This is a genomic window from Arthrobacter sp. Soil763, from assembly GCF_001428365.1.
Taxonomy (GTDB): domain Bacteria; phylum Actinomycetota; class Actinomycetes; order Actinomycetales; family Micrococcaceae; genus Arthrobacter.
On sequence record NZ_LMSH01000001.1, the window covers coordinates 135,811 to 161,853 of the forward strand.

The following is a 26,043-nucleotide window of genomic DNA, read 5'->3' on the forward strand; positions in this document are numbered from 1 at the left end:
TTCCCCTGGTGCTGGTGGACGGGATGAAATGGAAAAGGGCCGGGCGTGGCGGCGGGACTAGTGGTGCAGGGCTGCGGCGGTGCCTGCAGGGCGGTCCGGCAGCGCCTGGTGGGTGAAGCGGCCGCCGACGGCGGTGGCCAGGACTTCCAGCGCGTCGATCCGTTCGGCGGTCAGCGGCGAGCCGGACAGGACGGTGAAATCGGCGAGTTTCCCCGGTTCCAGTGAGCCCTTGGCCTGCGCGGCGCCGGTGGCCGCGGCCGCACCGGTGGTGTACGCCGCGAGCGCCTGCCGCGGGGTCAGGCGTTCGGTGGCGTTGCCGAACAGGGCGCCGGAGGAGGTCCGCCGGTCCACGAAGGCCTGCATGCCGCGCAGGACGTTGCCGTCCGCCACCGGCCGGTCCGAACTTCCGGCCAGGATTACCCCGGCGCTGAGGAAGGAGGAGGCCCGGTAGGCCCACCCGGTGCGTTCCGGTCCGAGGGAGGCGGTCATGCCGTCGCCGCCTTCGTGGAAGAAACTGGACTGCGGGGTGACGGCGATTCCCGCGGCGGCCAGCCGGTCGAGCTGGTCCGGCCGGGTCATGGAGGCGTGTTCAATCCGGTTCGGCACGGCGCGCGGCCCGAACCGACGGGCACAGCCGGTGATGATGTCCAGGGCCAGGTCCACGGCCCGGTCTCCGATGGCGTGCGCTGCGATGGACCAGCCCGCGGCGTAGGCGGCCTCGATGTTGTCCCGGAGGACCGCCGGGTCGGCCTGGAAGTAGCCGGTGTTCCCGGTGTTGTCCGTTCCGCCGTGGCTGCAGTACTCGTGGCTGACCGCGGCGGTTTCCCCCAGCAGCGAGCCGTCCAGAAACACTTTCGCCGGGCCCAGGGACAGGAGGTCGTCGCCGAAGCCGCTGGCCATGCCCAGGTCCAGGCCCGCCTGGGCGGCACCGCCCGGATGCTTCCCTTCGAGCGGGTGCAGGACGTCCAGGACGGGCATCAGTTGGGCGCGCGCGTGCAGCCGGCCGGCGGACGCCGCCCGCTGGTAGGCAGCCAGTTCCACCGGGCTGTGGCCGATCCAGCCGCCGCCGATCCCCGCCTCGGTGAAGCTGGTGATGCCCTCCGCCGCGTAGTACCGGGTGGCGCGGTCCAGCGCCGCTTCGATCGCCTCGGTGGAGTAGGGCAGGATCAGCTGCTGGATGAGCTGCTGCGCCGTCTCCTGCACCAGTCCCGTGGGGCGGCCGGCGTCGTCGCGGACGATGACGCCGCCGTCGGGATCCGCGAACGACGCTTGGTCCGCGCCGGCCAGCCGCAGCGCGGCGGTGTTGACCACGGCCATGTGGCCGGAGTTGTGGCGCATGAACAACGGGCGGTCGCCCGTGATCCTGTCCAGGACGGCGATGTCGGGGAACGCCCCGCCGTGCTGCTGCTGGCTGAAACCGGTGGCGAGCAGCCAGCCCGGTACCGCGGCCGGGGCCGCCGTGCCGCCTGCCGCTGTGCCGTCCGCCGCCATGCCCGCCTCCAGCAGCGCGTACAGCTGGTTGAGTCCGCGCGCGCCGGAGACGTCCAGTTCGCCCAGGCCCAGCCCGAACCAGGTGGTGTGGCAGTGGGCGTCGATGAAACCGGGGGTCACCGTGGCGCCGCCGAGGTCCAGGACTTCGGCCGCGGCCAGGCCCGCCACCTCCTCATCCAGCCCGACGACGCGTCCCTGCCAGATCCCCAGGCGCGTGGCCGAGGGCCGCCGCGGGTCCATGGTGATGACGTCAGCGTTGGTCAGCAGCAGATCGAGTTTCATGGCATACCTTGCGTCATTCTCAGCGGTGGGAGGTGGTGACGGACTTGATCCGGGTGTAGTCCTCGAGCCCGAAAACGGAGAGGTCCTTGCCGGTGCCCGAATGCTTGAAGCCGCCGTGCGGCGCCTCGGCGGGGATCACCTGGTGGCAGTTGATCCAGACCGAACCGAAGTCGAGTTCGTTCGCCACCCGGGTTACGGTGCCATGGTTGTTGGACCAGACGCTGGAGGCCAGGGCGTACTTCGTGCCGTTGGCGAGCTCCAGGGCCTCCGCTTCGTTGGCGAACGGCTGCACGGTGACGACCGGGCCGAAGATTTCCTCGGCGACGACCTCATCGGACTGGACGACGCCGTCGATCACCGTGGGGGCGAAGTGGAACCCCGTCCCGGTGCGCTTGCCGCCGGTCAATATGCGGGCGTTCGCGGGCAGCCGGGCCATGAAGCCCTCCACCCGGTCCAGCTGGGCGGCGCTGTTGAGCGGGCCGAGGTCCGCGTCCTCCCCGCCGGTGACCAGGGCCGACGCCGCGTCGGCGAGCGCCTGCGCGAACTCGGCGTGGATGGTTTCGTGGACCAGGACGCGGGTCACGGCGGTGCAGTCCTGCCCGGCGTTGAAGAAGGCACCGAGCGCGATCTCCCGGGCGGTTTGCGGGATGTCGACGTCGGCGAAGACGATCGCGGGGGCCTTGCCGCCCAGTTCCAGGTGGACGTCCTTCAAGGTGGCGGCGGCTGCCGACATCACCTGGGCGCCGGCCCGGGTGGACCCGGTGATCGAGACGAGTTCGGGTACGGGGTGGTCCACCATGGCGGCCCCGGTGTTCCGCCCGCCGCAGACGACGTTGACCACGCCGGCCGGGTAGACCTGCTGGGCCAGTTCGGCCAGGATCACCGAGGACCACGGCGTGGTGTCCGCCGGTTTGAGGACCACCGTGTTCCCGGCGGCGAGGGCCGGGCCGAGCTTCCAGACCGCCATCATGAAGGGATAGTTCCACGGGGTGATCTGGGCGACCACCCCCAACGGCTCGCGCCGCACGGTGGACGAGAATCCGGCCACGTATTCGGTCTGGGCCGTCCCGGAGACCACCCGGCAGGCGCCAGCGAAGAAGCGCAGCTGGTCCGCGCCGCGCAGGATCTCCAGGCTGCGGGTGATTGCCGCCGGCTTGCCGGTGCACGCGACCTCGGCCTCCAGCAGCCGGTCCGCGTTCGTTTCGACCAGGTCCGCGAGCGCCAGGAGCATGGCCTGCCGCTCGGCCGGCGTCGTGCGCTTGTAGGTGCGGAACGCTGCCTGCGCCGCGTTGAACGCCCGGTCCACTGTGGCGGCGTCGCTGTCCGGGGCGACCCCCAGCTGCCCGCCGGTACGCGGATCGTGGAACGGCAGGGTGGCGCCGGCCCCGCCGTCGTCGTGGCGGCCGTTGATGACGTTCTTCAGCGTAAGCACTCTCGCTCCAGTCAGTTGCTTGCGGTCTTGGGGGCGCGGACGGCGGGGTCCTGGGGCAGGTGCAGCACGGCCGGCAGCCCCGAGGCTGCGGCGCGGCGGAACGCTGCGGCGAAGTCCGCCGTTGACTCCACCCGCTCGCCGTAGCCGCCGTAGGAGCGCGCCAGGGCGGCGAAGTCCGGGTTGGTCATGTGCGTGCCGGAAGGCCGTCCCGGGTAGTGCTGCTCCTGGTGTTCGCGGATCGTCGCGAAGATTCCGTTGTCGACCACGAGTGCGATGAAGCGGGCGCCGTGGCCCATCGCGGTGGCGATCTCCTGCCCGTTCATGAGGAAGCAGCCGTCGCCGGCGACGGAGACCACTTGGCGCCCGGGGTAGGCCAGCGACGCCGCCACGGCGGCGGGGATCCCCATGCCCATGGCGCCGTTGCGGGGCGCCGCGAGCGAGTTGGCGGCGTTGTGCCGGAGGTACCGGGCCGGCCACAGCGAGTGGTTGCCGGCGCCGTAGGTGATGACGGCGTCGTCGTCCAGTTCCTGTTTGAGGATCTCCATCACCACGCCGAGGTCCACGTAGCCCGGGCCGCCGGCCGCGTCCGGCTGCGCGGTGGAGAACTTTTCGTAGTCGGCCCGGGCGTCCTCCAGCCAGCCTGCCGCCGGCCGTACGGCCGACGTCGTGCCGGAGATGGCGTCCGCGAAGGCGGCAACGTGGACCGGCAGGTGCTGGTCCAGCCGGCCGAAGTGGCCCTTGAGGTCGGCGTCGGGGTTGACCACGACGGTGACCGCATCCAGCCCGCGGGTGTAGCCGTCGGAGAGGACGTCGGAGCGCACGCAGCCCACGAAGACCAGGAGGTCCGCCTCATCAAGGCGGTGCGCGTTGGCGTCGCTCCGCGCGTAGCCGAGGTAGCCGGCGTAGCTGCCGCTGCCGTGCGGGATCGCGTCGTAGGCGCGGAAGTCGGCCAACACGGGGACGCCGTGGCGCGCGGCCCAGCCAGCCAGGGCGTCCGATGCCGCCTGGTCCCAGCCCTCGCCGCCGACGACGAGCAGGGGCCTGGCGGCGGAGGCCAACCGCTCTTCCAGCTCAGCGAGCCCGGGGTCGGCCGGCCGGGTCCGGGCCACCCGGCGCGGCTCGACGGTGCCGGCGTCCACGCTGCGGACCAGCACGTCCTCGGGCAGGCCGATGACCACGGGACCCGGCCGTCCGCTGAGGGCCGTGAAGATGGCGTCGTCCACCACCCGGGCGGCGGAGGCCGCGTCGTCGAGCGTCACGACCTTCTTGGCCGTGCTGCCGAACCAGGCGTTGATGTCGAACTCCTGGAACGACTCCCGCCCCCGGTCGGCCACCGGGATGAGCCCCACGAAGAGGATCATCGGCGTGGCGTCCTGGTGCGCGGTGTGGACGGCGATGAAGGCGTTGGCGGCGCCCGGCCCGCGGGTGACCATGGCCACGCCGGGAAGGTCGGTCAGCCGCCCCTCGGCCACGGCCATGAACCCGGCGCCGCCCTCGTGGCGGGTGACGACCGTCTCAATCGGCGAACCGTGCAGCCCGTCCAGGACGTCGAGGAAGCTTTCACCGGGCACCCCGTAGACCCGCCTGATGCCGGCCCGTTCCAGCTGCTCGACGATCAGGTGCCCGGCGGTGGTGCTCAATGCTTCATTCCTTCTTCCGCAATGCTCAGGGACGGCAGCAGCAGCCCGGAGAGCGCGGTCAGCGCGGAGACCACCAGGAGGATGAAGGCCCCGGGCCAGAACGAGTTGCCGGCCGCGGCAACCAGCGCGGTCGCGAACAGCGGGATGAAGCCGGAGATGACCCCGGCGCTGTTGGAGGTGATGGCCACGCCGGTGTAGCGGACTTTGGTGGCGAACAGCGCGGTGAGGGCCGTGCCGGAGACCGCGTACGGCACCGACAGGGTGGCCACGCCGAGGATCATGGCGGCGATCACGAGCACCGGGTTGGCGGTGTTGATGGCCAGGAAGACGGGGATCGCGACGACGGCGGACGCCACGCCGCCCCACAGGATGACCTTGCTGGCGCCGTACTTCTCGCCCATCCGACCGGCCCAGATCAGGACGAAGATTTCGAACACGGCCGCGAGCAGCGAACCGGCCAGCAGGATCTCGGAGGGCATCTTCAGGATCTTGGTGCCGTAGAAGACCACGAAGCTGGTGATGAGGTAGAAACCGCCAATGCCGAGCAGCGCCGAGCACATGCCCACCAGGATCTGGCGCCAGCTCTTCGTCAGCACCCCGCGGATGGGGGCGTGCTCGGTTTCGCCGGCCTCCATCAGCGCCTCGAACTCCGGGGATTCGCTGAGCTTGCTGCGGATCCAGAGCGAAACGGCCAGCAACGGCAGGGCCGCTACGAAGGGAATGCGCCAGCCCCAGGCGTCGAAGTTGCTCTGGCCGACCAGGGCGAGCATGCCGAAGAAGCCGCCCGAGGACAGGATGGTGCCGATCGGCGACCCGATCTGCGGAAGCGCGGCGTACCGTGCGCGCTTGGCGACCGGGGCGTTCTCGACGGCGATGATCACCGCGCCGCTCCACTCGCCGCCGACGGCGAGGCCCTGGAGGATGCGCAGGGCCACCAGGATGGCGGGGGCGGCGACGCCGATGCTCATGTAGTTCGGCAGTATGCCGATCAGGCCGGTGACGACGCCGATCCCGACGATCGTGACCATGAGGATCTTCTTGCGGCCGATCTTGTCGCCGAGGGCGCCGAAGATGAATCCGCCGATCGGCCGGGCGACGAAGCCGACGGCAAGGGTGGCGAAGGAACTCATGGCCGCGACGAAGGGGTCCTGCGAGACGAAGTACTGGGTGTTGAACACCAGGGCGGCCGCGGTGGTGAAGAGGAAGAAGTCGTACCATTCCAGGGCGGTGCCCACCAGGGCGGCGAGCGCGACCTTCTTGGTCACGCTCTCGTCGACGATGCGGGGCGGCTGGTTCAGCTGCGTTGTGGCGTTGCTTGCCATGGTTTCTCCAATGAGGCGGAAGGGACCGGGACGGCCGGCCATCCGGCAGTGCGGGACTGCGGAGTGCGCCGGTGCGGTGATGCTGCGTGAGTTGCTGCGTGAACAGCCGCTGCCTGGCCGCCCGAGTGCCTGCGGATGCTGTGGCGGCGGTGTGACTACGCTCACGCGGTTTCTTGTGCTCCATTCTGCCAGCACAATTCGCCCAAAAAACTATCAGTGCACCACGAAAATCCGCGCCTAGAATGTGTGAATGCACAGTTTTCATTCCCCGGGTGACTCCCGCCGCTGGGCCGAGCTCGTTGAGCTGCTCCACGGCCGGACCGACTCCCTGGCCGAGGTTTTCGCGGCAAGGGTCCGCGAGATCCCGGAATACGCCGACACCCAGCTCGGACCTGGCGACTTGGCCGAAACCGCCCGCGAGACCTTCAGCCGGCTGGTCGACGGCCTGCGCAGCAGGAAGCAGCACCTTCGCCCCGGCGACGAGGCGGGCGCGGAACCGGAGATGGAGTCGCTGCTGGGCTTCGCCGCCGGGCTGGGGGCCAAGAGGGCCCGGGCCGGCATCCCGCCGGAAGCGCTGATCTCCGCGGTGCGGCTGGACTTCAGCATCATCTGGGAGTGCCTGCTCCAGATCGCCGACGCCGGAGACGCCGCCCTGCTGGCCTCGCGGGTGGACCGGGTCTGGCGGGTGGTGGATGAATTCGCGACCCGCACCCACACCAGTTACCTGACCGAGCGGGTGCGGATGGCGCAGGAGGAGTCCAGCATCCGCCGCGAGTTCATCGCCCGTCTCTTCAACCAGTCCAGCCCGTCCGCGGATACGGTCAACCAGGTCGCCGCGGCGCTGGGGATTGACCCGGCCGCGCGCTTTGGCCTCGTGGCCGCCAGCGGTCCCGCGGCGGCCGCCTTGCGCCGTGCTGCGGCCCCGGGTTCCGGGCCGCAGCACCGGAGCCGCTTTTTCGTCCACGAATTCGGTGGCAATACGTACCTTTTCTGGCCGCTGCCGCAGCCCCGACCAGGGAGCCGGCCGACGGTTCCGGCCGCCCTCGCCGGCGTGGCCTGCGGCTACGTCCCGGAGGCCGCCGGCCTGCGCGCCCTGCCGGCGGCGGCCCGCACCGCTGAGACCCTCGCCTCCCTGCTGCAGGGCACGGACGCCGGCCCGCTCTCCGCCCACGAAGCGTGGACGCGGCTGGCCAAGCAGCAGCTGACCGACGCCGGACTGGATCTGCCGGCCGACCTGGACGCGGCCCTGGCGGTGTGCCGCAGCGGGGAACGCGAGCGGCTGGAGGAGACGGTCCGGCACTTCCTCCAGACCGGGAGCGTCACCGCCACGGCCGAGCGGCTGTTCTGCCACCGCAACACCATCCTCAACCGGATCGGCCGCTTCCAGGACCTCACCGGGCTCGACCTGGCAGTGCCCGCGCAGGCTGCCCGCGTCGTCGTCGCCTGGGCCTGAACGATGGGCCTGAAGTCCCGCCGGGCCCGGCGGGCCGCAACCATGCCCGCCGAACCGGGATGGGGTAGAACTTAAGCATGAACGTGCGCACTCCCGACCCCAATCCCGGCTGGCTTTCCGATGACGATCTCTTCGAAGCCCGCGGCCGGCTGCCGATGGTCTACGTCGAGGCGGTCCCGGTCCGGCTGGACCCGCTGGGGTTCGTGAACGAGGTCGGCACCCTGTTGCAGGCCGACGAGGACGGCACCATGGTCCGGTCGCTGGTGTCCGGCCGGGTGCTCTACCGCGAGACCATCCGGGCGGCCCTGCTGCGCCATATGGAAAAGGACCTCGGTCCGCTGGCGTTCCCGCAACTGCCGATCAGCCCGGTCCCGTTCACCGTGGCCGAATACTTCCCTTCCCCGTCCCACACCGGTTTTACCGATGACCGGCAGCACGCCGTCGCCCTCGCGTACATCATCCCGGTCACCGGGGAATGCTCCCCGCGGCAGGATGCGCTGGAACTGACCTGGATGACCCCGGACGAGGTGTTGAGCTCCGGCGTGCAGTTGGAGTTCAGCGGCGGCCGGGGCGCCCTGATCCGGCAGGCCCTGGCCTTCGCCGGCGTCGGCCACTAGGGCCCCGGGGCCGCGCCGTCGGACCGGCCCGGGGTGTCCGGGGCTCCCGGACGAACCCCGGCGTCCCCGACTTCGCACGCCTGCCTTTGTAGACTGGTGGGCGGACCGAAAGAGAATTTAAGGACTCCAGATGACCCACCCCACAGCCTCCCTGAACTACAGCGAACGGCAGGCGGGATCTCTGCGGACCGGGGATCTGCTGCTCCTGCCTGACGCCACGCGCACGGCCGAAATCCAGCGCGTGGACGTTGACGACGACGATTTCGGTTCCCCCGCGCTCATCCGGGCCACCCTCACCGGCGGCGGGGTGCTGCGGATCGCGGCCGGCTCCGTGGTCCTGGTCCAGGACCCTTCGGAGGACGGCGCTGGCCCCTCCGACGACGGCCCGGACACGGTGCCCGGCCAGGCCCCAGAGGCCGCCGGTTCCTCCCCGGCCAGCCCAGCCGCCGCTCACCCCGGTGACCCTGCCGGGGACGCCGCCCCGGACAACGGAGCCGAGCTCCAGCTCGTCCGGCCCGCCGCCGCGGCGGACACCGCGACGCCGGCGGCTCCCGCCGTCGTCGTTCCTCCGGCTCCCGTGGCGCCGCCCGCGGTGAGCGGGCCCAGCGAAGCCGACCTGGCCCTGATCCCGGCCGCCGGGGGGACCCCGGAATCGGTCGTCGAAGCCGCGGCCGGCGCGCACCCCGACGCGCCGGGCGTGCAGCTGCTTTGCGACCGGCTCGCCAAGGGCATCAACACCAAGTCCGGCAGCTGCCTCAAGGACCTCAGCGACCTGGCCCACGAGCTGTTCGTCGTGCTCAAGGACGCCGACAACGCACTGGCCGTCGCGGACCTGCTCAACGTGCTGCCCTTCGACGGAAACCGCGGCCGCTGGGCTTCCGTGCAGTCCTCCCTCGCGCTGGCCAGCTACATTTGCCGCCTGCGCGGCGAGTCGGACCGGGCCGCCGTCTACGAGAAGTTCCTGCGCGCCCCGGACTCCATGGAGACCGACCCGTTCAAGGCCAGGATCAACGCCAAGGTGCGCCAGCGCTCCCTGAACGAGCCAAACCTTTACGACAAGGAAATCTTCCGGGCGATCGACAACTCCAACGCGGACGCGGAGCGCGAATGGCGGCTCCTGCGGCTGGAGGCGCTCCTGTTCCTGCGCGCCCACGGCGGTTCGCAGACCATCGACGCGCCGGAGCTCGAACGCCGGATCGGTAACGAACTCGAGTCCGTCCGCGGCTGACCCCGGGGGGCCCGCGCGGCACCGCCGGGACGCCGCCGGGGCACCGCCGGGGCACCGCCGGGCGCCGGTGGACCCTACCCGGGCCGGGCCGGGTAGCGGTACATTCACCCCCATGACGAACAATCTCAGCGTCGTGATCAACTCCGACGCGCAGCAGGTCTGGACCATGCTGCGTGAACCCGCCAAAGTGGCCCAGTGGCACGGCTGGGAGGCCGACGACCAGTCCGCCGAGATCAACGCGATCTACTTCAGCCCCAACGTCGTCGAGAGCGCGGACCACACCTCGCTCGTCGTCGACGGCGGCGACATCTTCACGCTCAAGCCCGTCGCGGCCGGAACCGAGGTGAGCGTGACGCGCGCCGCGGTGGACCACAACTCCGAGTGGGCGGCGTGGGACGAGGACATCACCCAGGGCTGGCTGACCTTTTTGCACCAGCTCCGGTTCGCCCTCGAACGGCACCCGCACGGCACGCGGCGCACCTTCTTCTTCGCCGTCCCCGGTACCGCGGGCTCCGCGATCGAGAAGCTGGGCCTGGCCGACGTGCCCGCCCCGGGCGAGCCTTACTCGCTCACCCTGGCGACCGGCGAGGAGGTCGCCGGGAAGGTCTGGTACCGCAGCAACCACCAGGTGGGCCTGACCGTCCACAGCTACGCCGAACACGGTGACGGCCTGGTCATCGTGGCCGACCAGCCCGCCATTCCCGAGCTGCGGCCGGAGGGCGGTTCGCTCGTAATCGTCTCGACGTACGACCTCGGCGCCCACCAGCTGGAGGCCATCCGCGATTACTGGGACAGCTGGCGGGCTGAGAACTACCCCACATCCGACCCGCTGCACTAAGGCCCGGGCCGTGTTAGCTGGCACACTTGAACGGTGCCAGCTAACCCCGACTCCACGCCGTTGCCCGCCACTGCCGCCCGCCAGTCCGAGTTCTCGTTCCGGGTGGGCAAGCGCCTGAGCGAAACCTGCGCCCCGTCACCCGCGCAGGTCCAGCAGAACGGCGGGGAGTTCCTGGGCCGCACCGGCACCATCACGACCCCGCACGGCGAGATCAAGACGCCGGCCTTCATCGCCGTCGGCACCAAGGCCACGGTCAAATCCGTGCTGCCCGAGTCCGTCGCCGAACTCGGCGCGCAGGCGGTGCTCGCCAACGCCTACCACCTCTACCTGCAGCCGGGCGCGGACGTGCTGGACGAGGCCGGCGGGCTGGGCGCGTTCATGAACTGGCGCGGCCCGACGTTCACCGACTCCGGCGGGTTCCAGGTCATGAGCCTCGGCTCCGGGTTCAAGAAGGTCATCGACATGAAGTCGGTCGACTCCTCGGGTCCGGACGACGCCGTCGCGCCCGGCAAGGAACGCCTGGCCCACGTCGACGAGGAAGGCGTGTGGTTCAAGAGCCACCTCAACGGCGACCGGCACCGGTTCAGCCCCGAAATCTCGATGAATGTCCAGCACCAGATCGGCGCGGACATCATGTTCGCCTTCGATGAGCTGACCACGCTGCAGAACTCCCGCGGTTACCAGGAGGAGTCCCTGGAACGCACCCGGCGCTGGGCCGAACGCTGCATCTCCGAGCACTTCCGGCTCACGGAGGAGCGGGTCGGCAAGCCGTACCAGGCGCTCTTCGGCGTGATCCAGGGTGCACAGTACGAGGACCTGCGCCGGAAGGCCTGCCGGGACCTTGGCGCGATGAACTTCGACGGCTTCGGCATCGGCGGCGCGCTGGAGAAGGAGAACCTCGGCACGATCGTGCGCTGGTGCAACGAGGAGCTGCCGGAGGACAAGCCCCGGCACCTGCTGGGCATCTCCGAGCCGGACGACATCTTCACTGCGATCGAAAACGGCGCAGACACCTTCGACTGTGTCTCCCCCACCCGGGTGGCGCGCAACTCCGCCTTCTACCACCCCACCGGGCGGTACAACCTCTCCGGGGCCATGTACAAGCGCGACTTCGGGCCGCTGCAGGAAGGCTGCGACTGCTACGCCTGCTTGAACTACTCCCGGGCCTACATCCACCACCTGTTCAAGGCCAAGGAAATGGTCTCGGCCACCCTGATCTCGATCCACAACGAGCGTTTCGTGGTGAAGATGGTCGACGACGCCCGCCTCGCCATCGAGAACGGCACCTTCTTCGAGTTCAAGGCCGAAACCCTGGCCCGGTACTACTCCTAGCCGTTCTCCGAGCGGCCCGCCGCGGCCGGTGAAACGGCGTCGGATAGGCTGGCCGGATGTTTATCGAGATCCCTGCCGCAGACGGCACGGCCGAGGCCCTCGTGGCCCGCCCCTCCAGGACATGGCGCAGCGCATTGCCGACTGGGGCTACATCGTCCTGGCCCCGAACGTCTTCTACCGCGAAGGAACGGCGGCCGAGCTGGCCCCGGCCCTCGACATGACGACGCCGGAGGGCCGCGAGGCGGCGGGCGCAGCTGCCTTCCCGCGCGTCGGACGCCTCACCACGGACAAAGCCCTGCCGGACATCGACGCCTGGGTCCAGGCGCTGCGCGGGCTCGACGGCGTCGCACCGGGCCCCATCGGGGTCACCGGCTACTGCATGGGCGCGCGGCTGGCCGTCCGCACCGCCACCGCCCATCCGGACGAGGTGGCGGCCTGCGGCGGGTTCCACGGCGGCGGGCTGGCCACCGACGAGCCCGACAGCCCCCACCTGGGCCTCGGCACCGCCCGCGCCCGGTTCGTCTTCGGCCACGCCGACCATGACCGGAGCATGGACGCCGCCGCGGTGGCCCGGCTGGGCGAGGCACTGGACGCCGCCGGCCTGCAGTCCGCCAATGAAATTTACGCGGGGGCACCGCACGGCTATTCGATGGCGGACACGTCCGCGTTCCACCCGGAAGCCACCGAACGGCACTTCCGCGAGCTCCGCGACCTCCTCGACGGCACGCTCAAGTCCTGACACGGGCGCTCCGCCGGCCGGGGCCGGCTCCCCGTCGGCCGGACCCGGCGCCTACCCCTTACGGAGCCAGGTGTACTGAGCTAGGCCACCCCATAGCTCGGTTCGCGCTTCTTGACCCAGCCGATAGCGAGCGTGGTCAGCGGTACGAACGCGAACTCCACGAGGGTCTTGTAGAGGAACCCCACCAGGACGTAGTTCACAAACGTCGGAACATCGGGAATGCCGATCACCGAGGCGGCGATGCTGCAGAAAATCAGCGTGTCGACGAGTTCCCCGGCCACGGAGGAACCCATGATTCGGGCCCACAGCGACTTCTCCCCTGTCCGGGCCTTCATTTTCACCAGGATCCAGGAGTTGATGGTCTGGCCGGCGAGGAAGGCGAGCAGTGAGGCCAGCACGATCTGCGGGACGGGACCCAGGGCGTCTTCCAGCGCAGACTGCTTCGCCGCACCGTACTCGTCGTCGAAGCCGGGCAGCACGATGATGATCCAGTAGCTGAGGGAGGCGAAGACGGACAGCGCGAAGCTGGTGATAATTGCCTTGCGGGCGACCTTGAAGCCGTAGACCTCGCTGATGACGTCACCCAGGATGTAGGCCAGCGGGAAGAGGAAGAAGCCGCCGTCGGTGACGATCGGACCGATCGCCACGCCCTTGGAGGCCCCGATATTGGACAGGATCAGCACCACGGCCATGACGGCCAGCATGATGCCGAAGTAGGGGGAGCCGATCGACGCGAATTTTGGCGGGGCCGCGGCCGGGAAGGTCTTGGCGGAAGTCATGGGTGTTCCATTTCGTAGTGGTTCGCTCGGCGGCCCGTGACGTGCGCTGCCCTGGGCGGCCGGCTGTATTAGCACTGGAGGTTCCGGCCGCACGCCGCCCGGAACCGCCTCCATTCTCCCATCACACGGCGCACTCCCGGCGCGCCGGCCACTTAGCCCTTAACGACGACGGCGGGCCGCCGGCTAGCGGAACCGAAGTCCCGGAGCCGGCGACCCGCCGTCGTCCGTGGTGCGCCCGCGAGCCCTAGCGGCGCGAGGCGTCCACGAGGTCCTTGCCGTCGCCCTCGCGGGCGGCAGCGGACTCCCAGGCGTGGCCCTGTTCGTGGTCCAGGTGCGTGGACTTCTTGTTCTTCAGCGCGAAGATGTAGACCAGCAGCGAGAGGCCGATGGCGACCGTGACGTAGGTGAAGAACAGCTCTTCCTGGCCGGCCTTCTGCAGCGCCGCGCCGATCAGCGGAACGGTGCCGCCGAAGAGCGAGTTGGCGATCGCGTAGCCCAGGCCGACGCCGAGCGCGCGGATGGAGGCGGGGAACAGTTCGGCCTTCACGAGGGCGTTGATCGAGGTGTAGCCGCCGACGATCAGCAGGCCGCCCATCATCAGCAGGAATGCGGTGAACGGATCCTTGGTGCCGGCCAGGGTGGAGAGCAGCGGCCAGGTGAAGAGCACGCCGGTGATGCCGAACCAGAGCAGCAGCGGCTTACGGCCCACCTTGTCCGAGATGATGCCGTAGACCGGCTGGAGAAGCATGAAGATGAACAGCGCCCAGAAGTTGATCACGGAGGTCTCGGTCTTGGCGATGCCGGACGTATCGTTCATGAACTTCAGGATGAAGTTGGTGTACGTGTAGAACGCCACGGTGCCGCCGAGCGTGACGCCGATGCAGATCAGCAGCGGCTTCCAGTAGCTGGTGAACAGCAGCTTCATGGTGCCCGGCTGGGCCTGGCCGGCGACGACGGGGGCCTTGGCCGCCTCGATCTGTTCGTCGGAGACGGTCTCCTCCATGGAGCGGCGGAGCCACAGCACCACGAGCGCGGCGACGCCGCCGATGGCGAACGGGATCCGCCAGCCCCACTCACCAAGGTCGGACTTGGGCATGACGTTCTGCAGGATCACCAGGACCAGCAGGGCGAGCATCTGGCCGCCGACCAGCGTGACGTACTGGAAGCTGGAGAAGAAGCCGCGGCGCTGGCTGGTCGCGGCCTCGGACATGTACGTGGCGCTGGTGCCGTATTCGCCGCCGACGGAGAAGCCCTGGATCACGCGGATGAGTACCAGCAGAATCATCGCCCACAGGCCGATTTGCTGCTGCGTGGGCAGCACCGCGATGGCGAAGGATCCAGCGGACATCAGCGTCACGCTTAGGGTCAGTGCCGCCTTGCGGCCCTTGCGGTCGGCGTAGCGGCCGAAGAACCAGGCACCGATCGGCCGCATCAGGAACGACGTCGAGAAGACCGCCATCGCCTCAAGCCCGGCCTGCAGCTCGTCCTTGGAGTTGAAGAAGTGCGACTGGAAATACGCCGCGAATACTGTGTAGACGTAGAGGTCGTACCACTCCACGAGGTTGCCGGCAGATCCCTTGAGGATGTTGCCTACGGCTCGTCTGGTTTGTGCCGCTTCGGACAGCTGGGTGCTCATCAATGAACCTTCCTGGATCCGGCGCCGCGAAGTAAGCAACACCGTCCGCCACCTTAGTTCCGGTGATCCAGAACACTTGGGTTTTGGTCATATTGGTCATCCGCACAATGCGGGCGGATTTCGGCGGGTGGCAGGATGGGTCCATGACTTCCTATGCTGTGGACAACGTGACCTCCGGCGCGAGCGCCTACCCCGCCGTCGCCCTGACCATTGCCGGCTCCGAGGCGACCGGCGGCGCCGGCGCGCAGGCGGACCTGAAGACGTTCCAGGAACTGGGCGTCTTCGGCATCGCGAACCTCACCTGCATTGTCTCCTTCGACCCCAAGGACGACTGGAACCACCGCTTCGTCGCGGTGGACCAGCAAGTCATCGCCGACCAGCTGGAGGCGACGACGGCGGCGTACGGCGCCGCGTCCGGCGCACCGTCCGTGCTCGACACAGTCAAGATCGGCATGCTGGGCAGCCCGGCGACGATCTCCACGGTCGCGTCGGCGCTGGCCGACTCCGCTTTCCCGAACGTGGTCCTGGACCCGGTGCTGATCTGCAAGGGCCAGGAACCGGGCCACGCCCTGGACACCGACCAGGCGCTCAAGGCGCAGATCCTGCCGCTGGCCACCTTCGTCACGCCGAACCACTTCGAGGCCGAGTCGCTCTCCGGACTGGAGATCACCGACGTCGAATCCCTCAAGGCCGCGGCCGTGCGCATCCACGAACTGAGCGGCGCCGCCGTACTGGCCAAGGGCGGCGTGCGCTTGGCCGGGCCCGACGCCGTCGACGTCTACTACGACGGCGAGACGCTGGAGGTCCTCTCCGCCCCGAAGGTGGGCGAGGTGGCCGTTTCCGGCGCCGGCTGCTCGCTGGCGGCCGCGGTGACGGCCGAGCTGGCCAAGGGCGCCACCCCGCTGGAGGCCGCCCGGACGGCGAAGGACTTCGTCACCGCCGGCATCCGCAACCGGGTGGCCTCGGGCGCCCCGTTCGACGCCCTCTGGCAGGGCGGCCCCCGCTAGGACCGCCTGCTTTCCCGCGGCGCGCCTGTCAGCGCCGCGGGATGTTGCGCAGGTTGCTGCGCGCCATGCTCACGGCCTCGCCGGCCCCACGGTTCAGGACCACCTTGGACATGGCCGTGGCGAAGCCAAGGATCTGCGCGCCCTTGATCTTCGGCGGGATCGAGAGGGCCTTCGGATCGGTGATGAGCTCCACCAGGGACGGGCCGGGGTGCGCGAACGCCTCCCGGTACGCGGTCTCGATTTTGGCCGGGTCCGTGACGCGGACGGCATGGAACCCGAGGGCCCGGGCGACTTCCGCGTAGTTGGCGTCCGGCACGTCCACGCCGAAGTCGGGCAGCCCGTCCACCAGCATCTCGAGCTTGACCATGCCGAGCGTCGAGTTGTTGAACACCACCACGTTGACCGGCAGCCGGTGCGCGGCCACTGTGATCAGCTCCCCCAGCAGCATCGACAGGCCGCCGTCGCCGGAGACCGACACCACCTGGCGGCCGGGGTAGGCCAGCTGGGCGCCGATTGCGTGCGGCAGAGCGTTGGCCATGGAGCCGTGCAGGTACGAGCCGATCAGCCGGCGGGTGCCCAACGGGTTGATGTACCGCGCGGTCCAGACGTTGCACATGCCCGTGTCAGCGGTGAAGACCGCGTCCTCGGCCGCGACCTGGTCCAGCAGCGACGCGGCGTATTCGGGATGGATCGGCTGGGTCTTCTCCACTTTGCGGGTGTACGCGCCGACGGCCTTGTTCATCAGCCGGTCGTGCTTCTTCAGCATCGCGTCCAGGAAACGGCTGCTCTTTTTCGCCTTGAGCAGCGGCATCAGTGCGGCGAGCGTGGGCAGCACGTCACCGTGCACGGCGATGTCGACGTCGGTGCGCCGGCCCAGGTTCTGCGCGGCACGGTCGACCTGCGCGGTCCGGGTCCCGGGGAGGAACTGGTCGTAGGGGAAGTCCGTGCCGAGCAGGATCAGCAGGTCCGCGTCCTCGATCCCCTCGGCCGCGGCGCCGTAGCCGAGCAGCCCGGTCATGCCGATGTCGTAGGGGTTGTCGTACTGCATGAAGTCCTTGCCGCGCAGTGAGTGCCCGATCGGGGCCTTCACCAGTTCGGCGAGCGCGATCACTTCGTCATGCGCGCCGTCGACGCCGGCCCCGGCGAAGATGGCGACCTTGCCGGCGTCGTTGATGGCGTCCGCGAGCTCCCGCACGCTGGCGGGGTCCGGCACGAGCGCGGCCGGCCGGAACGACGCCGGCGCCGGGGTTTCGGCGGTCGCTTCCAGTCCTGCGATGTCGCCGGGCAGGGTCACGACGGCGACCCCGCGGAGCGCGACGGCGTGCTGGATGGCGCTGTGCATGACGCGCGGCGCCTGTTCGGCGGTGCTGATGAGTTCGGAGTAGACCGAGCACTCGTTGAACAGCCGGTCCGGGTGGGTTTCCTGGAAGAAGCTGCTGCCGATCTGCTTGCTCGGGATGTGCGAGGCGATGGCCAGCACCGGAGCGCCGGAACGGTTGGCGTCGTACAGGCCGTTGATCAGGTGCAGGTTTCCCGGGCCGCAGGACCCGGCGCAGACCGCGAGCTTGCCGGTCAGCTGCGCCTCGGCCGCGGCGGCGAAGGCGGCGGCTTCCTCATGCCGGACGTGGATCCAATCGATCCCGCCCTTCGCGGCGCCCCCGGTCTTCCGGACGGCGTCGACGATCGGGTTGAGGCTGTCGCCGACGATCCCGTAAATGCGCTGCACGCCGGCAGCCTGGAGTTGTTCGACAAGCTGGGTGGCTAATTCCTTGGCCATAGTGCACGCTCCCGCGGGTTGGTCGATGAGCTGACACTGGCCAATATAGTCCGCGCACCTTGGCGCGCATTTTGTGGTTATGGGGGGACTGAATTAGCTGGCCGCGCGGTGACACCCGTTTTCCACATACGAATGGCCGCCGTTGAGGCCCGGAGTTCCACACTCATAGCGTTGTGGGTAGGCATTGCGCCTCCTGCCACCACCCACCGAGAGGATCGATTGTGGCCAAAAAACCCCGGTGTCGGCCGGCAATCCGGAGCGCCGGCGGGCACCGGGCAGGGAACGCGGCCTACAGTGCGAAGAATTCCCTCGCTTCGCATCGGAGCGCCCAGGAACTGGATTCCCTTGTTCCCGCATTCGTGCGTTGGCACTCGGAGCACGCGATAGTAAACGACGTGTCAGTCGTCCTGAAGCTGCTGACCGCATTCTTCCAGGTTCATGCCGAAATCTATGGCGACGCCACTGTCAGCGCGATAGAGCCGGAAGACACGGCCGAACTCGTGGCGTTGCTCATTGAGCGCGATGCCGATTTTGCGGTCCTTTTCTGTGGTTCCCTATTTGAATTCGTGCACTTTCTGATGGACAAGGACCGGTGGTCCGGTACCCCGGAAAGCTACCAGGCCGTGCGCTGCATCCTCTATAACGGGCTGCTCAGCGCGAGATTCTTACCCGAAGGCTGGCCGGGCAAGCGAGCCGCCAACATTCATCATGCCTCCCGCAACGGTGCGGGAGCGTCCCGGAAACACCCGCCAGACCTGAGGGAGCGTCACCCAAACACCCGCCAGACCTGAGGGAGCGTCGGGAGGGGGTCAGGAGCCCGAATGGGCCTGAAGGAAGGAGTAGACCTCGGTCTCGTCCACGCCGGGGAAGGCGCCGGGCGGCATCGCGGCGAGCAGGTGGGAGTGGGCGCGGGCGGACGGCCAGGCATTCCCGGCCCACTCCGCGGTCAGCGACGCCGGAGGCCGGCGGCAGCAGCTCTCGTCCGGGCAGGTCGACTTGGACCGTTCCGTGGTGTCCCTTCCGCGGAACCATTTGACCTGCGCGTAGGGCACGCCCACGGAGAGCGAGAACTCCCCGTTCGCGGAACGTTCCGTCCGGGCCGTGCACCAGTACGTCCCGGCGGGGGTATCGGTGTACTGGTTGTAGGCGCTGAACTTGTCCGGCACGTCGAACACCACACGGGAGGTCCAGTTCTTGCACGAGGGCTGGCCCTCGATGGCACCGGTGTGGTCCTGCGGGAACGTCACGCCGTCATTCTCGTACGCCTTGTAGATAATCCCGCTCTTGTGCGTCTTCTGGAAGTGCGTGCGTAGGTCCAAATGCTCGGTGGCGAGGTTGGTGAACCGGTGCGCCGCGGTCTCGTAGGAGACTGCGAACGCATCCCGGATGTCCTCGACCGCGATTTCCTTGGCCTGCTTGGCGCGTTTCAGGAACTCAACGGTGGCCTGCTCCGGCAGCAGCAGCGCGGCGGCAAAGTAGTTGGTGGCCACCCGCTGCATCAGGAAGTCACCGTAGTTCGTGGGCGTCTGGTGGCCCAACACGTAGTGGCCCAGGGCCTGCAGCAGCACCGACCGGGGGTCATGGTCGCTCCGGGCGTTCTGCGTGAGGTAAATTCGGCGGTTCTTCAGGTCCGTCACCGAGCGGGTGGAATGGGGCAGGTCGCCCACGTGGTGCAGGCTGAAACCGAGGTGCCCGGCAATGTCCGCGATGACGTGGTGGGACAGCGGCCCGGAGGTGTGCCCGACCGAAGCCAGGACCTTCTGCGCCTCCGCCTCGTACTCCGGGAAATAGTTGTTCCGTTCCCGCATCATGGCCCGCAGTTCGCCGTTCGCCCGGCGGGCTTCCTCCGGCGTGGCGACCTGCTCGTTGAGCCGGCGTTCCAGCTCGTGCTGCAGGCCCACCATGGACTCCAGCACATCCATCGGAAGCCGCGAACTGATGCGGATTTTCGGCAGTTTCAGGGACTCGTACAGCGGGCTCCGCTGGTACCGCTCCAGCTCGATTTCCAGCGCCGCGCGCCGGTTCGGCGGTTCCGCGCCGAGCAGTTCGTCGATGGTGGTGCCCAGCGCGGCGGCGAGCTGCTGCAGCAGGCCGAGCTTGGGTTCGCGCTTGCCGTTTTCGATCAGGCTCAGCTGGCTCGGCGCGGTGCCGACGGCGGCGCTGAGGTCATCGAGCGTGAGCCCGGCCGCCTTGCGCAGGTGCCGGACCCTGCGGCCCATGCTGATGACGTCGGCTTCCGGTTCGACGGCGGCGGAGGGGGACGCGACGCGGCGGTTCCAGCTGTTCGGATGCATTTCTGAAGAATACGGGAAGAACTGCATTTCTTTCCACAGTTTTGGTCTAGAAACCCCCTTGAAACTGCAGAAAAGTTGGTCGTACGGAAAAGTTATTCGCCCGGGCCACCCGGTACCACTGTGAAGAAGCAGCAGGCACCGGCCGGGTCATCAAAGGAGATCAACAATGACTGCAGCATTTGAGCCCACCCAGCAGACGCCCGAAGAGCAGGCCGCCGCCCTGGAGCTCGAGTGGGCTGCCAACCCGCGCTGGGAAGGCGTCACTCGGGACTACTCGGCCTCCGACGTCGTCCGTCTCCGCGGCAGGGTCTCCGAGGAACACACGCTGGCCCGCCGCGGCTCGGAGAAGCTCTGGAAGCAGCTGACCGAAGAGCACAAGACCGGCAAGTACACCAACGCCCTGGGCGCCCTGACCGGCAACCAGGCCGTGCAGCAGGTCAAGGCCGGCCTCCGCGCCATCTACCTCTCCGGCTGGCAGGTCGCCGCCGACGCCAACAACTCCGGCCACACCTACCCGGACCAGTCGCTCTACCCGGCCAACTCCGTCCCCACGGTGGTCCGCCGCATCAACAACGCGCTGCTCCGCGCGGACCAGATCGAGTTCTCCGAGGGCATCCAGACCGTCGAGGACTGGATGGTGCCGATCGTCGCCGACGCCGAGGCCGGCTTCGGCGGCCCGCTGAACGCCTACGAACTGATGAAATCCATGATCCAGGCCGGCGCCTCCGGCGTGCACTGGGAAGACCAGCTCGCCTCGGAGAAGAAGTGCGGCCACCTCGGCGGCAAGGTCCTGATCCCCACCCAGCAGCACATCCGCACGCTGAACGCGGCCCGGCTGGCGGCCGACGTCGCCGGAACGCCGTCGGTCATCATCGCCCGCACCGACGCCGAGGCCGCAACCCTGATCACCTCCGACGTCGACGAGCGCGACCAGGAATTCATCACCGGCGAGCGCACCCCCGAGGGCTTCTACAAGGTCCGCAACGGGATCGAACCCTGCATCGCCCGGGCCAAGGCCTACGCGCCGTACTCCGACCTCATCTGGATGGAGACCGGCACCCCGGACCTGGAGCTGGCCCGCAAGTTCGCCGAGTCGGTCAAGGCCGAATTCCCGGACCAGATGCTTTCCTACAACTGCTCGCCGTCGTTCAACTGGCGCAAGCACCTCGACGACGCCACGATCGCGAAGTTCCAGCGCGAACTCGGCGCCATGGGCTTCACCTTCCAGTTCATTACCCTGGCCGGCTTCCACGCCCTGAACTACTCGATGTTCGACCTCGCCCACGGCTACGCCCGGGAAGGCATGAGCGCCTACGTCGAGCTGCAGGAGAAGGAATTCGCCTCCGAAGCACGCGGCTACACCGCCACCAAGCACCAGCGCGAAGTCGGCACCGGCTACTTCGACGACATCGCCACCGCGCTCAACCCGAACGCATCCACCCTGGCCCTGGTGGGATCCACCGAAGAAGGCCAGTTCCACTAATCCCCAGCCGCCCCTCCGCTCGCAAGCTCGCGAGGGAACCCGGCGGCCGTGGGCCCACACTTTACCCGCCCGTTGCCCTATCACTTAGCGCCGTCACGGACCCCGCTTAGGGACCGAAAGTGATAGGGCAACGGCGGACTTTCCAAGGAGCAACTCCCATGAACAGCTTCACTGACAACTTCACCATCAACGGGATTACGTTGACCGCACAGCCGATTTGCCGGCAGGGCGAGGTCCTGACGCCGGATGCGCTGGCCTTCATCGGCAACCTGCACCGGGCGACGGCGGAGCGCCGGCAGGAGCTGCTTCGGGCCCGGCAGGAACGGCGCCAGCAGATTACCAAGGGCCAGGACCCGCGATTCCTCCCCGAAACCGAGTCCATCCGCAATGACCCGGAGTGGCGCGTCGCTCCCCCGGCGCCGGGCCTGGAGGACCGCCGCGTCGAAATCACCGGCCCGGTGGACAAGAAGATGACCATCAACGCGCTGAACTCCGGCGCCAAGGTCTGGCTCGCCGACATGGAGGACTCCTCCACGCCGTCGTGGCGCAACGTCATCCAGGGCCAGCTGAACCTCACCGACGCGCTGGAACGCCGGATCGACTTCACCTCCCCGGAGGGCAAGGAGTACAAGCTCCGCGCCGCCGAGGACCTGCCGACCATCGTGGTCCGCCCCCGCGGCTGGCACCTGCCGGAAAAGCACATGCTGATCGACGGCGTTCCGGTGGCCGGCGGCATCGTCGACTTCGGCCTGCACTTCTTCCACAACGCCCGCCGGCTGATCGCCCAGGGCAAGGGGCCCTACTTCTACCTGCCGAAGATTGAGAACCACCTCGAGGCGCGGCTGTGGAACGACATCTTCGTTCTGGCCCAGGACCTGCTGGGCATCCCGCAGGGCACCATCCGGGCCACGGTGCTGATCGAGACCATCACCGCAGCGTTCGAGATGGAGGAGATCCTCTACGAACTGCGCGACCACGCCGCGGGCCTGAACGCCGGCCGCTGGGACTACATTTTCTCGCTGATCAAGAACTTCCGCACCCGCGGCCCGCGCTTCGTGCTCCCGGACCGCGGCCAGGTCACCATGACCCAGCCGTTCATGCGCGCCTACACCGAACAGCTGGTGCGCGCCTGCCACAAGCGCGGCGCCATGGCGATCGGCGGCATGGCCGCGGCCGTCCCCAACCGCAAGGACGAGGAAGCCAACGCCATCGCCTTCGAGAAGGTCCGCGCCGACAAGACCCGTGAGGCCGGCGACGGTTTCGACGGCTCCTGGGTGGCGCACCCGGACCTGGTGCCGGTGTGCCGGGAGGTGTTCGACGGCGTCCTCGGCGACCGCCCGAACCAGCTGGACCGGCTCCGCGAGGATGTCACGCCGGACGACCGCGCGCTGATCGACATCGCCTCCACCACCGGGACGATCACCGAACAGGGAGTGCGGAACAACATCGAGGTCGGCATCCGGTACATCGAGTCCTGGCTGCGCGGCAACGGCGCGGTGGCCATCCACAACCTCATGGAGGACGCGGCAACGGCGGAAATCTCGCGCTCGCAGCTGTGGCAGTGGATCTTCTCCCGGGCCATCACCGACGACGGCGACGTCATCACCCACGAATGGGTCGAGGACATGCTGGACGAGGAGTTCGCCAAGCTCGAGCGGTTCGAGGGCGACCGCTTTGCCGACGCCCGCGACATCTTCGAGGAGGTCACGCTCAGCAACGAGTTCCCGGCCTTCCTGACCCTGCCGGCGTACGACCGCTTCCTGCACGAAGCCCGTGACGGCGCCGCGGAGGTTCGCGGCGCGGATCTGGTCGCCGCCTAGACTTCCGTCCGCCGGGCTGCCACGCCCTTCGCAACAGGCTCCCCGAGATCCGGGGCGGCAGCCCGGCAACGGAAAACCCTCCGCAGACCACCCGACAACGGCGTCGAACGGACACTTGGGGCCCATGTTCTCTTCAGAGCATGGGCCCCAAGTGTCCGTTCGCGCTGGCGGGCGCCGGGGTAAGGGCCCCAAGTGTCCGTTCGCGCTGGAGTTAGTGCGTCTTCGGGATGTGCCGCAGGGACAGCGCGCACCCGACAATGAACAGTCCCACCGAGCCCAGGATCATCAGCAGCGGCCCGGTCCACGAACCCGAAACACCGTGCACGTAGCCCAGCAAGGTGGGCGCCGCCGCGCCAAAGCAATAGCCGGCGCCCTGGACCACGGCGGACATCCTCCCGGCGGAGGCCTGGTCCCGGGCCAGCCGGATGATGGCGAGGAAGATCAGGGTAATGCCGCCGCCCTGCGCCACCCCGCCGATCGAGGACCACAGCCACCACAGTTCCGGGGCGAACAGCAGCCCCAGCGGAACCGTCAGCCACAGCGCGCCCAGGGTGAGGCCGACCGCCGTCGTGCTGGCAAAACGCGCCGCCAGCGGAACGCCGAGCCCGCCTGCGATCGCCAGGATCTGGAACAGCGAGGACCCGGCACCCGCCGCCGCCGGGGCCAGGCCCAGCTCATCCCCGAGGAGGCTGGGCAGCCAGGCGGTCACGCCGTAGTAGGAGAAGGCCTGCCCGGCGAACCCCGCCGTCAGCGCCACGGTAATCCAGCGCGACGCGGGCCGGCCCGCCGTCCGGTCCGGGTCCACGCCCGGGATAGGCTCGGCCCGCAGCGAACTTCTGCCGGCAGCCACCACCCACACCGCGCCGGCCGCGAGGGCAAAAAGGGCGCACGCCGCGATGGCCGGACGCCAGCCGAGCAGTTCCGCCAGCGGGGCCGTGACCATCGAGGTGACGAACGAACCGATGTTCAGCGTCGCCGTGTAGGTGCCCATTGCGGCGCCCTGCTGGGCCGGACTGAAGTCGCGCCGGATGATCAGCGGCACGACGATGTTGCCGATGGTGATCGCAATGCCGAGGATAACTGTGCCCAGCATCACCACGGCTCCCCCGCCGGCGGAACGGACCACGACGCCGGCCAGCACCCCCAGCAGGGTCAGCGTGATCGCGAACTCCGGGCCGAGCTTCCGCCCGGTCAGCGACGCCAACGGGGCCGCGAGGGCGAAGCAAAGCACCGGAATGCCGGTCAGGAAGCCGATCTCCACCGGGGAGAAGCCCAGATCGCGCTGCATGTCGCCCACCACCGGCGCCACCGCCACGAACGGGCCGCGCATGTTCAAGGCGATGAGGCCGATCGCGATCATCAGGAGCACCCCGCGCGGGACCCTGCCCAGGGCGCTCACCCGGCGGCCCGGGACCCGGCGCGGCAGAAATATGTTTTCATCAGTCCCATTGCTATCACGCACCGTGAGCGCCGGCGCCGCACCCGCCCGAACATGACGGCCCAGATTCACGAAGATCCCCGGGCACCGTCCGCGGGCTAGGGTTTTTGGCATGACCCACCTCATCCGGAAAGCCACCGCCGACGACGCCGCGCCGCTGGCCGAACTTGCCGCTGTCACGTTTCCGCTCGCCTGCCCGCCGGAGTCCCGGCCGGAAGACATCGCCGCGCACCTGGCAAACACGCTCAGCGCGGCCAACTTCCGCGGCTACCTGGCCGATCCGGATGTCACGGTGCTGGTCCTCGACGTCGACGGCGCCCTCCGCGGCTACAGCCTGCTGTTGGCCCGGCCGGCGCAGGACCCGGAGGTGGCCGCGGCGCTGCGCACCAGCCCTGCCACGGAACTGAGCAAGTGCTACGTTCATCCGGACCACCACGGCCTCGGCGCAGCCACGGAGCTGATGCGGGCCAGCATCGCCACCGCGGCTGCCGCCGGCGCCGGCGGCCTGTGGCTGGGCGTCAACGACCAGAACGCCCGCGCGATCCGCTTCTATGAGAAGTCCGGCTTCCGGAAGGTCGGGACGAAATCCTTCACCCTCGGCGCCGCCGTCGAGCACGACTTCGTGATGGAACGCCCGGTCCCCGACGTCCCGGCCCGCAACCCGGCGGGAATGGTCCCGGGGCGGCCGCGGTTGTCGCCAGCATGAAGATTGAGATCTGGTCCGACGTGGCCTGCCCCTGGTGCTACATCGGCAAGCGCCGCTTTGAAACCGCCCTCGCGGCCTTCCTGCACCGCGACTCCGTCGAGGTGCAGTGGCGCAGCTTCCAGCTGGACCCCTCCCTGCCGGAGCATTATGACGGCACCGAACTGGACTACCTGAGCACCCGCAAGGGCATGGCGCCGGCGCAGGTCAGCGGCATGTTCGAGCAGGTGGCCGCCGTGGCCGCCGCGGAGGGCCTGACCTACCGGTTCGACGACGTCGTGGTGGCCAACAGCTTCACGGCCCACCGGCTGATCCATCTGGCCGCCGCCCACGGCAAGCAGGACGCCGCCAAGGAACGGCTGCTCAGCGACCACTTTGAGCACGGCCGCGACATCGGCAGCCGTGACTACCTGACCTCGCTGGGCCGGGACCTCGGGATCGACGCCGCCGCGGTGGAGGAGCTGTTCAGCACCGACAGGTTCGCGGACGAGGTCCGGCAGGACTTCGCCGAAGGCCGCGCCCTCGGCATCAGCGGCGTGCCGTTCTTCGTAATCGACCGCAAGTACGGGCTCTCGGGCGCGCAGCCGGCGGAAACCTTCACCGCTGCCCTGGAACAGGCCTGGCAGGAAAGCCACCCGCTGGTCATGGTCGACGCCGGCTCGCCGGCAACCGGCGAAGACGGCGCCGTGTGCGGGCCGGACGGCTGCGCCGTCTGAGGCGGCGCCGGCCCGG

Annotated in this window: 21 protein-coding genes; 12 read left to right on the top strand and 9 right to left on the bottom strand. The window is 69.0% G+C overall.

The genetic code is table 11. The features are described 5' to 3' along the window. Nucleotides 1-57: 57 nt before the first annotated feature. The 4 genes from ASG71_RS00600 to ASG71_RS00615 are packed head-to-tail and all read right to left on the bottom strand — an operon-like array spanning nucleotide 58 to nucleotide 6,167. Complete coding sequence (locus ASG71_RS00600; protein WP_056736075.1) at nucleotides 58-1,773, bottom strand: amidohydrolase; 1,716 nt, start codon at nucleotides 1,771-1,773, stop codon at nucleotides 58-60. A gap of 19 nt (nucleotides 1,774-1,792) precedes the next feature. Further along, on the bottom strand, nucleotides 1,793-3,205 hold the full coding sequence (locus tag ASG71_RS00605) for a gamma-aminobutyraldehyde dehydrogenase (RefSeq protein ID WP_082574717.1): 1,413 nt from the start codon (nucleotides 3,203-3,205) through the stop codon (nucleotides 1,793-1,795). 11 nt (nucleotides 3,206-3,216) lie between these two features. Then, on the bottom strand, nucleotides 3,217-4,845 hold the full coding sequence (locus ASG71_RS00610) for a thiamine pyrophosphate-dependent enzyme (RefSeq protein WP_056736077.1): 1,629 nt from the start codon (nucleotides 4,843-4,845) through the stop codon (nucleotides 3,217-3,219). Next, on the bottom strand, nucleotides 4,842-6,167 hold the full coding sequence (locus ASG71_RS00615) for an MFS transporter (protein ID WP_056736079.1): 1,326 nt from the start codon (nucleotides 6,165-6,167) through the stop codon (nucleotides 4,842-4,844). Before ASG71_RS00615 ends, ASG71_RS00610 begins: the two co-directional genes overlap by 4 nt. 250 nt (nucleotides 6,168-6,417) lie before the next feature. Between ASG71_RS00615 and ASG71_RS00620 the strand changes: the two genes are divergently transcribed. The 6 genes from ASG71_RS00620 (at nucleotide 6,418) to ASG71_RS00645 (ending at nucleotide 12,374) form a co-directional block, all read left to right on the top strand. Next, nucleotides 6,418-7,620 carry a PucR family transcriptional regulator gene (locus ASG71_RS00620; protein ID WP_056736080.1) on the top strand — a complete coding sequence of 401 codons (1,203 nt, stop codon included), beginning with the start codon at nucleotides 6,418-6,420 and terminating at the stop codon, nucleotides 7,618-7,620. Between the two features lie 77 nt (nucleotides 7,621-7,697). Beyond that, nucleotides 7,698-8,237: an NUDIX hydrolase family protein gene (locus tag ASG71_RS00625; protein WP_056736082.1), complete on the top strand. Its 540-nt coding sequence runs from the start codon at nucleotides 7,698-7,700 to the stop codon at nucleotides 8,235-8,237. A gap of 130 nt (nucleotides 8,238-8,367) precedes the next feature. After that, a complete protein-coding gene (locus ASG71_RS00630; RefSeq protein WP_056736084.1) occupies nucleotides 8,368-9,465 on the top strand; it encodes a DUF6707 family protein in 1,098 nt (365 codons plus the stop codon). A 112-nt stretch (nucleotides 9,466-9,577) separates the two neighbouring features. Continuing rightward, nucleotides 9,578-10,303: a hypothetical protein gene (locus tag ASG71_RS00635; protein ID WP_056736085.1), complete on the top strand. Its 726-nt coding sequence runs from the start codon at nucleotides 9,578-9,580 to the stop codon at nucleotides 10,301-10,303. A 33-nt stretch (nucleotides 10,304-10,336) separates the two neighbouring features. Further along, nucleotides 10,337-11,635 (top strand): tRNA guanosine(34) transglycosylase Tgt, encoded by a 1,299-nt coding sequence (tgt, locus tag ASG71_RS00640; protein WP_056736087.1) that lies wholly within the window; start codon nucleotides 10,337-10,339, stop codon nucleotides 11,633-11,635. Between the two features lie 121 nt (nucleotides 11,636-11,756). Further along, nucleotides 11,757-12,374, top strand: coding sequence for a dienelactone hydrolase family protein (locus tag ASG71_RS00645; RefSeq protein WP_235563892.1), 618 nt, complete (start codon nucleotides 11,757-11,759; stop codon nucleotides 12,372-12,374). A gap of 80 nt (nucleotides 12,375-12,454) precedes the next feature. Here the strand turns inward: ASG71_RS00645 and ASG71_RS00650 are convergent, their stop codons facing one another. Together ASG71_RS00650 and ASG71_RS00655 are read right to left on the bottom strand one after the other, a co-directional pair. Continuing rightward, nucleotides 12,455-13,153 (bottom strand): queuosine precursor transporter, encoded by a 699-nt coding sequence (locus ASG71_RS00650; protein WP_056736089.1) that lies wholly within the window; start codon nucleotides 13,151-13,153, stop codon nucleotides 12,455-12,457. A gap of 244 nt (nucleotides 13,154-13,397) precedes the next feature. Further along, complete coding sequence (locus ASG71_RS00655; RefSeq protein WP_056736092.1) at nucleotides 13,398-14,789, bottom strand: MFS transporter; 1,392 nt, start codon at nucleotides 14,787-14,789, stop codon at nucleotides 13,398-13,400. Between the two features lie 143 nt (nucleotides 14,790-14,932). Here ASG71_RS00655 and ASG71_RS00660 point away from each other — a divergent pair, with 143 nt between their 5' ends. After that, entirely contained in the window at nucleotides 14,933-15,796 is an 864-nt protein-coding gene (locus ASG71_RS00660; RefSeq protein ID WP_056736094.1) for a hydroxymethylpyrimidine/phosphomethylpyrimidine kinase, read from the top strand. A gap of 28 nt (nucleotides 15,797-15,824) precedes the next feature. Here ASG71_RS00660 and ASG71_RS00665 read toward each other — a convergent pair whose 3' ends face one another. Beyond that, nucleotides 15,825-17,573 carry a pyruvate dehydrogenase gene (locus tag ASG71_RS00665; protein WP_056736096.1) on the bottom strand — a complete coding sequence of 583 codons (1,749 nt, stop codon included), beginning with the start codon at nucleotides 17,571-17,573 and terminating at the stop codon, nucleotides 15,825-15,827. 395 nt (nucleotides 17,574-17,968) lie between these two features. On the opposite strand from ASG71_RS00665, the gene ASG71_RS00670 reads away from it, so the two are divergent. Next, nucleotides 17,969-18,364 carry a hypothetical protein gene (locus ASG71_RS00670; protein ID WP_157366137.1) on the top strand — a complete coding sequence of 132 codons (396 nt, stop codon included), beginning with the start codon at nucleotides 17,969-17,971 and terminating at the stop codon, nucleotides 18,362-18,364. A gap of 18 nt (nucleotides 18,365-18,382) precedes the next feature. Here the strand turns inward: ASG71_RS00670 and ASG71_RS00675 are convergent, their stop codons facing one another. After that, nucleotides 18,383-19,894 (bottom strand): helix-turn-helix transcriptional regulator, encoded by a 1,512-nt coding sequence (locus ASG71_RS00675; RefSeq protein WP_056736101.1) that lies wholly within the window; start codon nucleotides 19,892-19,894, stop codon nucleotides 18,383-18,385. 139 nt (nucleotides 19,895-20,033) lie between these two features. Here ASG71_RS00675 and aceA point away from each other — a divergent pair, with 139 nt between their 5' ends. Continuing rightward, nucleotides 20,034-21,350, top strand: coding sequence for an isocitrate lyase (gene aceA / locus ASG71_RS00680; protein ID WP_056736103.1), 1,317 nt, complete (start codon nucleotides 20,034-20,036; stop codon nucleotides 21,348-21,350). A gap of 158 nt (nucleotides 21,351-21,508) precedes the next feature. Then, nucleotides 21,509-23,170 (top strand): malate synthase A, encoded by a 1,662-nt coding sequence (gene aceB, locus ASG71_RS00685; RefSeq protein WP_056736105.1) that lies wholly within the window; start codon nucleotides 21,509-21,511, stop codon nucleotides 23,168-23,170. A 211-nt stretch (nucleotides 23,171-23,381) separates the two neighbouring features. Here aceB and ASG71_RS00690 read toward each other — a convergent pair whose 3' ends face one another. After that, nucleotides 23,382-24,530, bottom strand: coding sequence for a CynX/NimT family MFS transporter (locus ASG71_RS00690; RefSeq protein WP_056737146.1), 1,149 nt, complete (start codon nucleotides 24,528-24,530; stop codon nucleotides 23,382-23,384). A 190-nt stretch (nucleotides 24,531-24,720) separates the two neighbouring features. Here ASG71_RS00690 and ASG71_RS00695 point away from each other — a divergent pair, with 190 nt between their 5' ends. Together ASG71_RS00695 and ASG71_RS00700 are read left to right on the top strand one after the other, a co-directional pair. Continuing rightward, on the top strand, nucleotides 24,721-25,314 hold the full coding sequence (locus ASG71_RS00695) for a GNAT family N-acetyltransferase (protein WP_082574719.1): 594 nt from the start codon (nucleotides 24,721-24,723) through the stop codon (nucleotides 25,312-25,314). Continuing rightward, the gene (locus ASG71_RS00700) at nucleotides 25,311-26,027 is read left to right on the top strand and encodes a DsbA family oxidoreductase (RefSeq protein WP_056736108.1); all 717 of its coding nucleotides are present in this window, start codon (nucleotides 25,311-25,313) and stop codon (nucleotides 26,025-26,027) included. Before ASG71_RS00695 ends, ASG71_RS00700 begins: the two co-directional genes overlap by 4 nt. The last annotated feature ends 16 nt before the right edge of the window (nucleotides 26,028-26,043 follow it).

Coding starts and splice junctions, on each gene's coding strand:
- ASG71_RS00675 (WP_056736101.1), bottom strand. CDS start 19,894: ATGCAGTTCTTCCCGTATTCTTCAGAAATGCATCCGAACAGCTGGAAC.
- ASG71_RS00630 (WP_056736084.1), top strand. CDS start 8,368: ATGACCCACCCCACAGCCTCCCTGAACTACAGCGAACGGCAGGCGGGA.
- ASG71_RS00645 (WP_235563892.1), top strand. CDS start 11,757: ATGGCGCAGCGCATTGCCGACTGGGGCTACATCGTCCTGGCCCCGAAC.
- ASG71_RS00615 (WP_056736079.1), bottom strand. CDS start 6,167: ATGGCAAGCAACGCCACAACGCAGCTGAACCAGCCGCCCCGCATCGTC.
- ASG71_RS00620 (WP_056736080.1), top strand. CDS start 6,418: ATGCACAGTTTTCATTCCCCGGGTGACTCCCGCCGCTGGGCCGAGCTC.
- ASG71_RS00690 (WP_056737146.1), bottom strand. CDS start 24,530: ATGATCGCGATCGGCCTCATCGCCTTGAACATGCGCGGCCCGTTCGTG.
- ASG71_RS00700 (WP_056736108.1), top strand. CDS start 25,311: ATGAAGATTGAGATCTGGTCCGACGTGGCCTGCCCCTGGTGCTACATC.
- ASG71_RS00695 (WP_082574719.1), top strand. CDS start 24,721: ATGACCCACCTCATCCGGAAAGCCACCGCCGACGACGCCGCGCCGCTG.
- ASG71_RS00650 (WP_056736089.1), bottom strand. CDS start 13,153: ATGACTTCCGCCAAGACCTTCCCGGCCGCGGCCCCGCCAAAATTCGCG.
- aceA (WP_056736103.1), top strand. CDS start 20,034: ATGACTGCAGCATTTGAGCCCACCCAGCAGACGCCCGAAGAGCAGGCC.
- ASG71_RS00635 (WP_056736085.1), top strand. CDS start 9,578: ATGACGAACAATCTCAGCGTCGTGATCAACTCCGACGCGCAGCAGGTC.
- aceB (WP_056736105.1), top strand. CDS start 21,509: ATGAACAGCTTCACTGACAACTTCACCATCAACGGGATTACGTTGACC.
- ASG71_RS00600 (WP_056736075.1), bottom strand. CDS start 1,773: ATGAAACTCGATCTGCTGCTGACCAACGCTGACGTCATCACCATGGAC.
- ASG71_RS00665 (WP_056736096.1), bottom strand. CDS start 17,573: ATGGCCAAGGAATTAGCCACCCAGCTTGTCGAACAACTCCAGGCTGCC.
- ASG71_RS00660 (WP_056736094.1), top strand. CDS start 14,933: ATGACTTCCTATGCTGTGGACAACGTGACCTCCGGCGCGAGCGCCTAC.
- ASG71_RS00655 (WP_056736092.1), bottom strand. CDS start 14,789: ATGAGCACCCAGCTGTCCGAAGCGGCACAAACCAGACGAGCCGTAGGC.
- ASG71_RS00625 (WP_056736082.1), top strand. CDS start 7,698: ATGAACGTGCGCACTCCCGACCCCAATCCCGGCTGGCTTTCCGATGAC.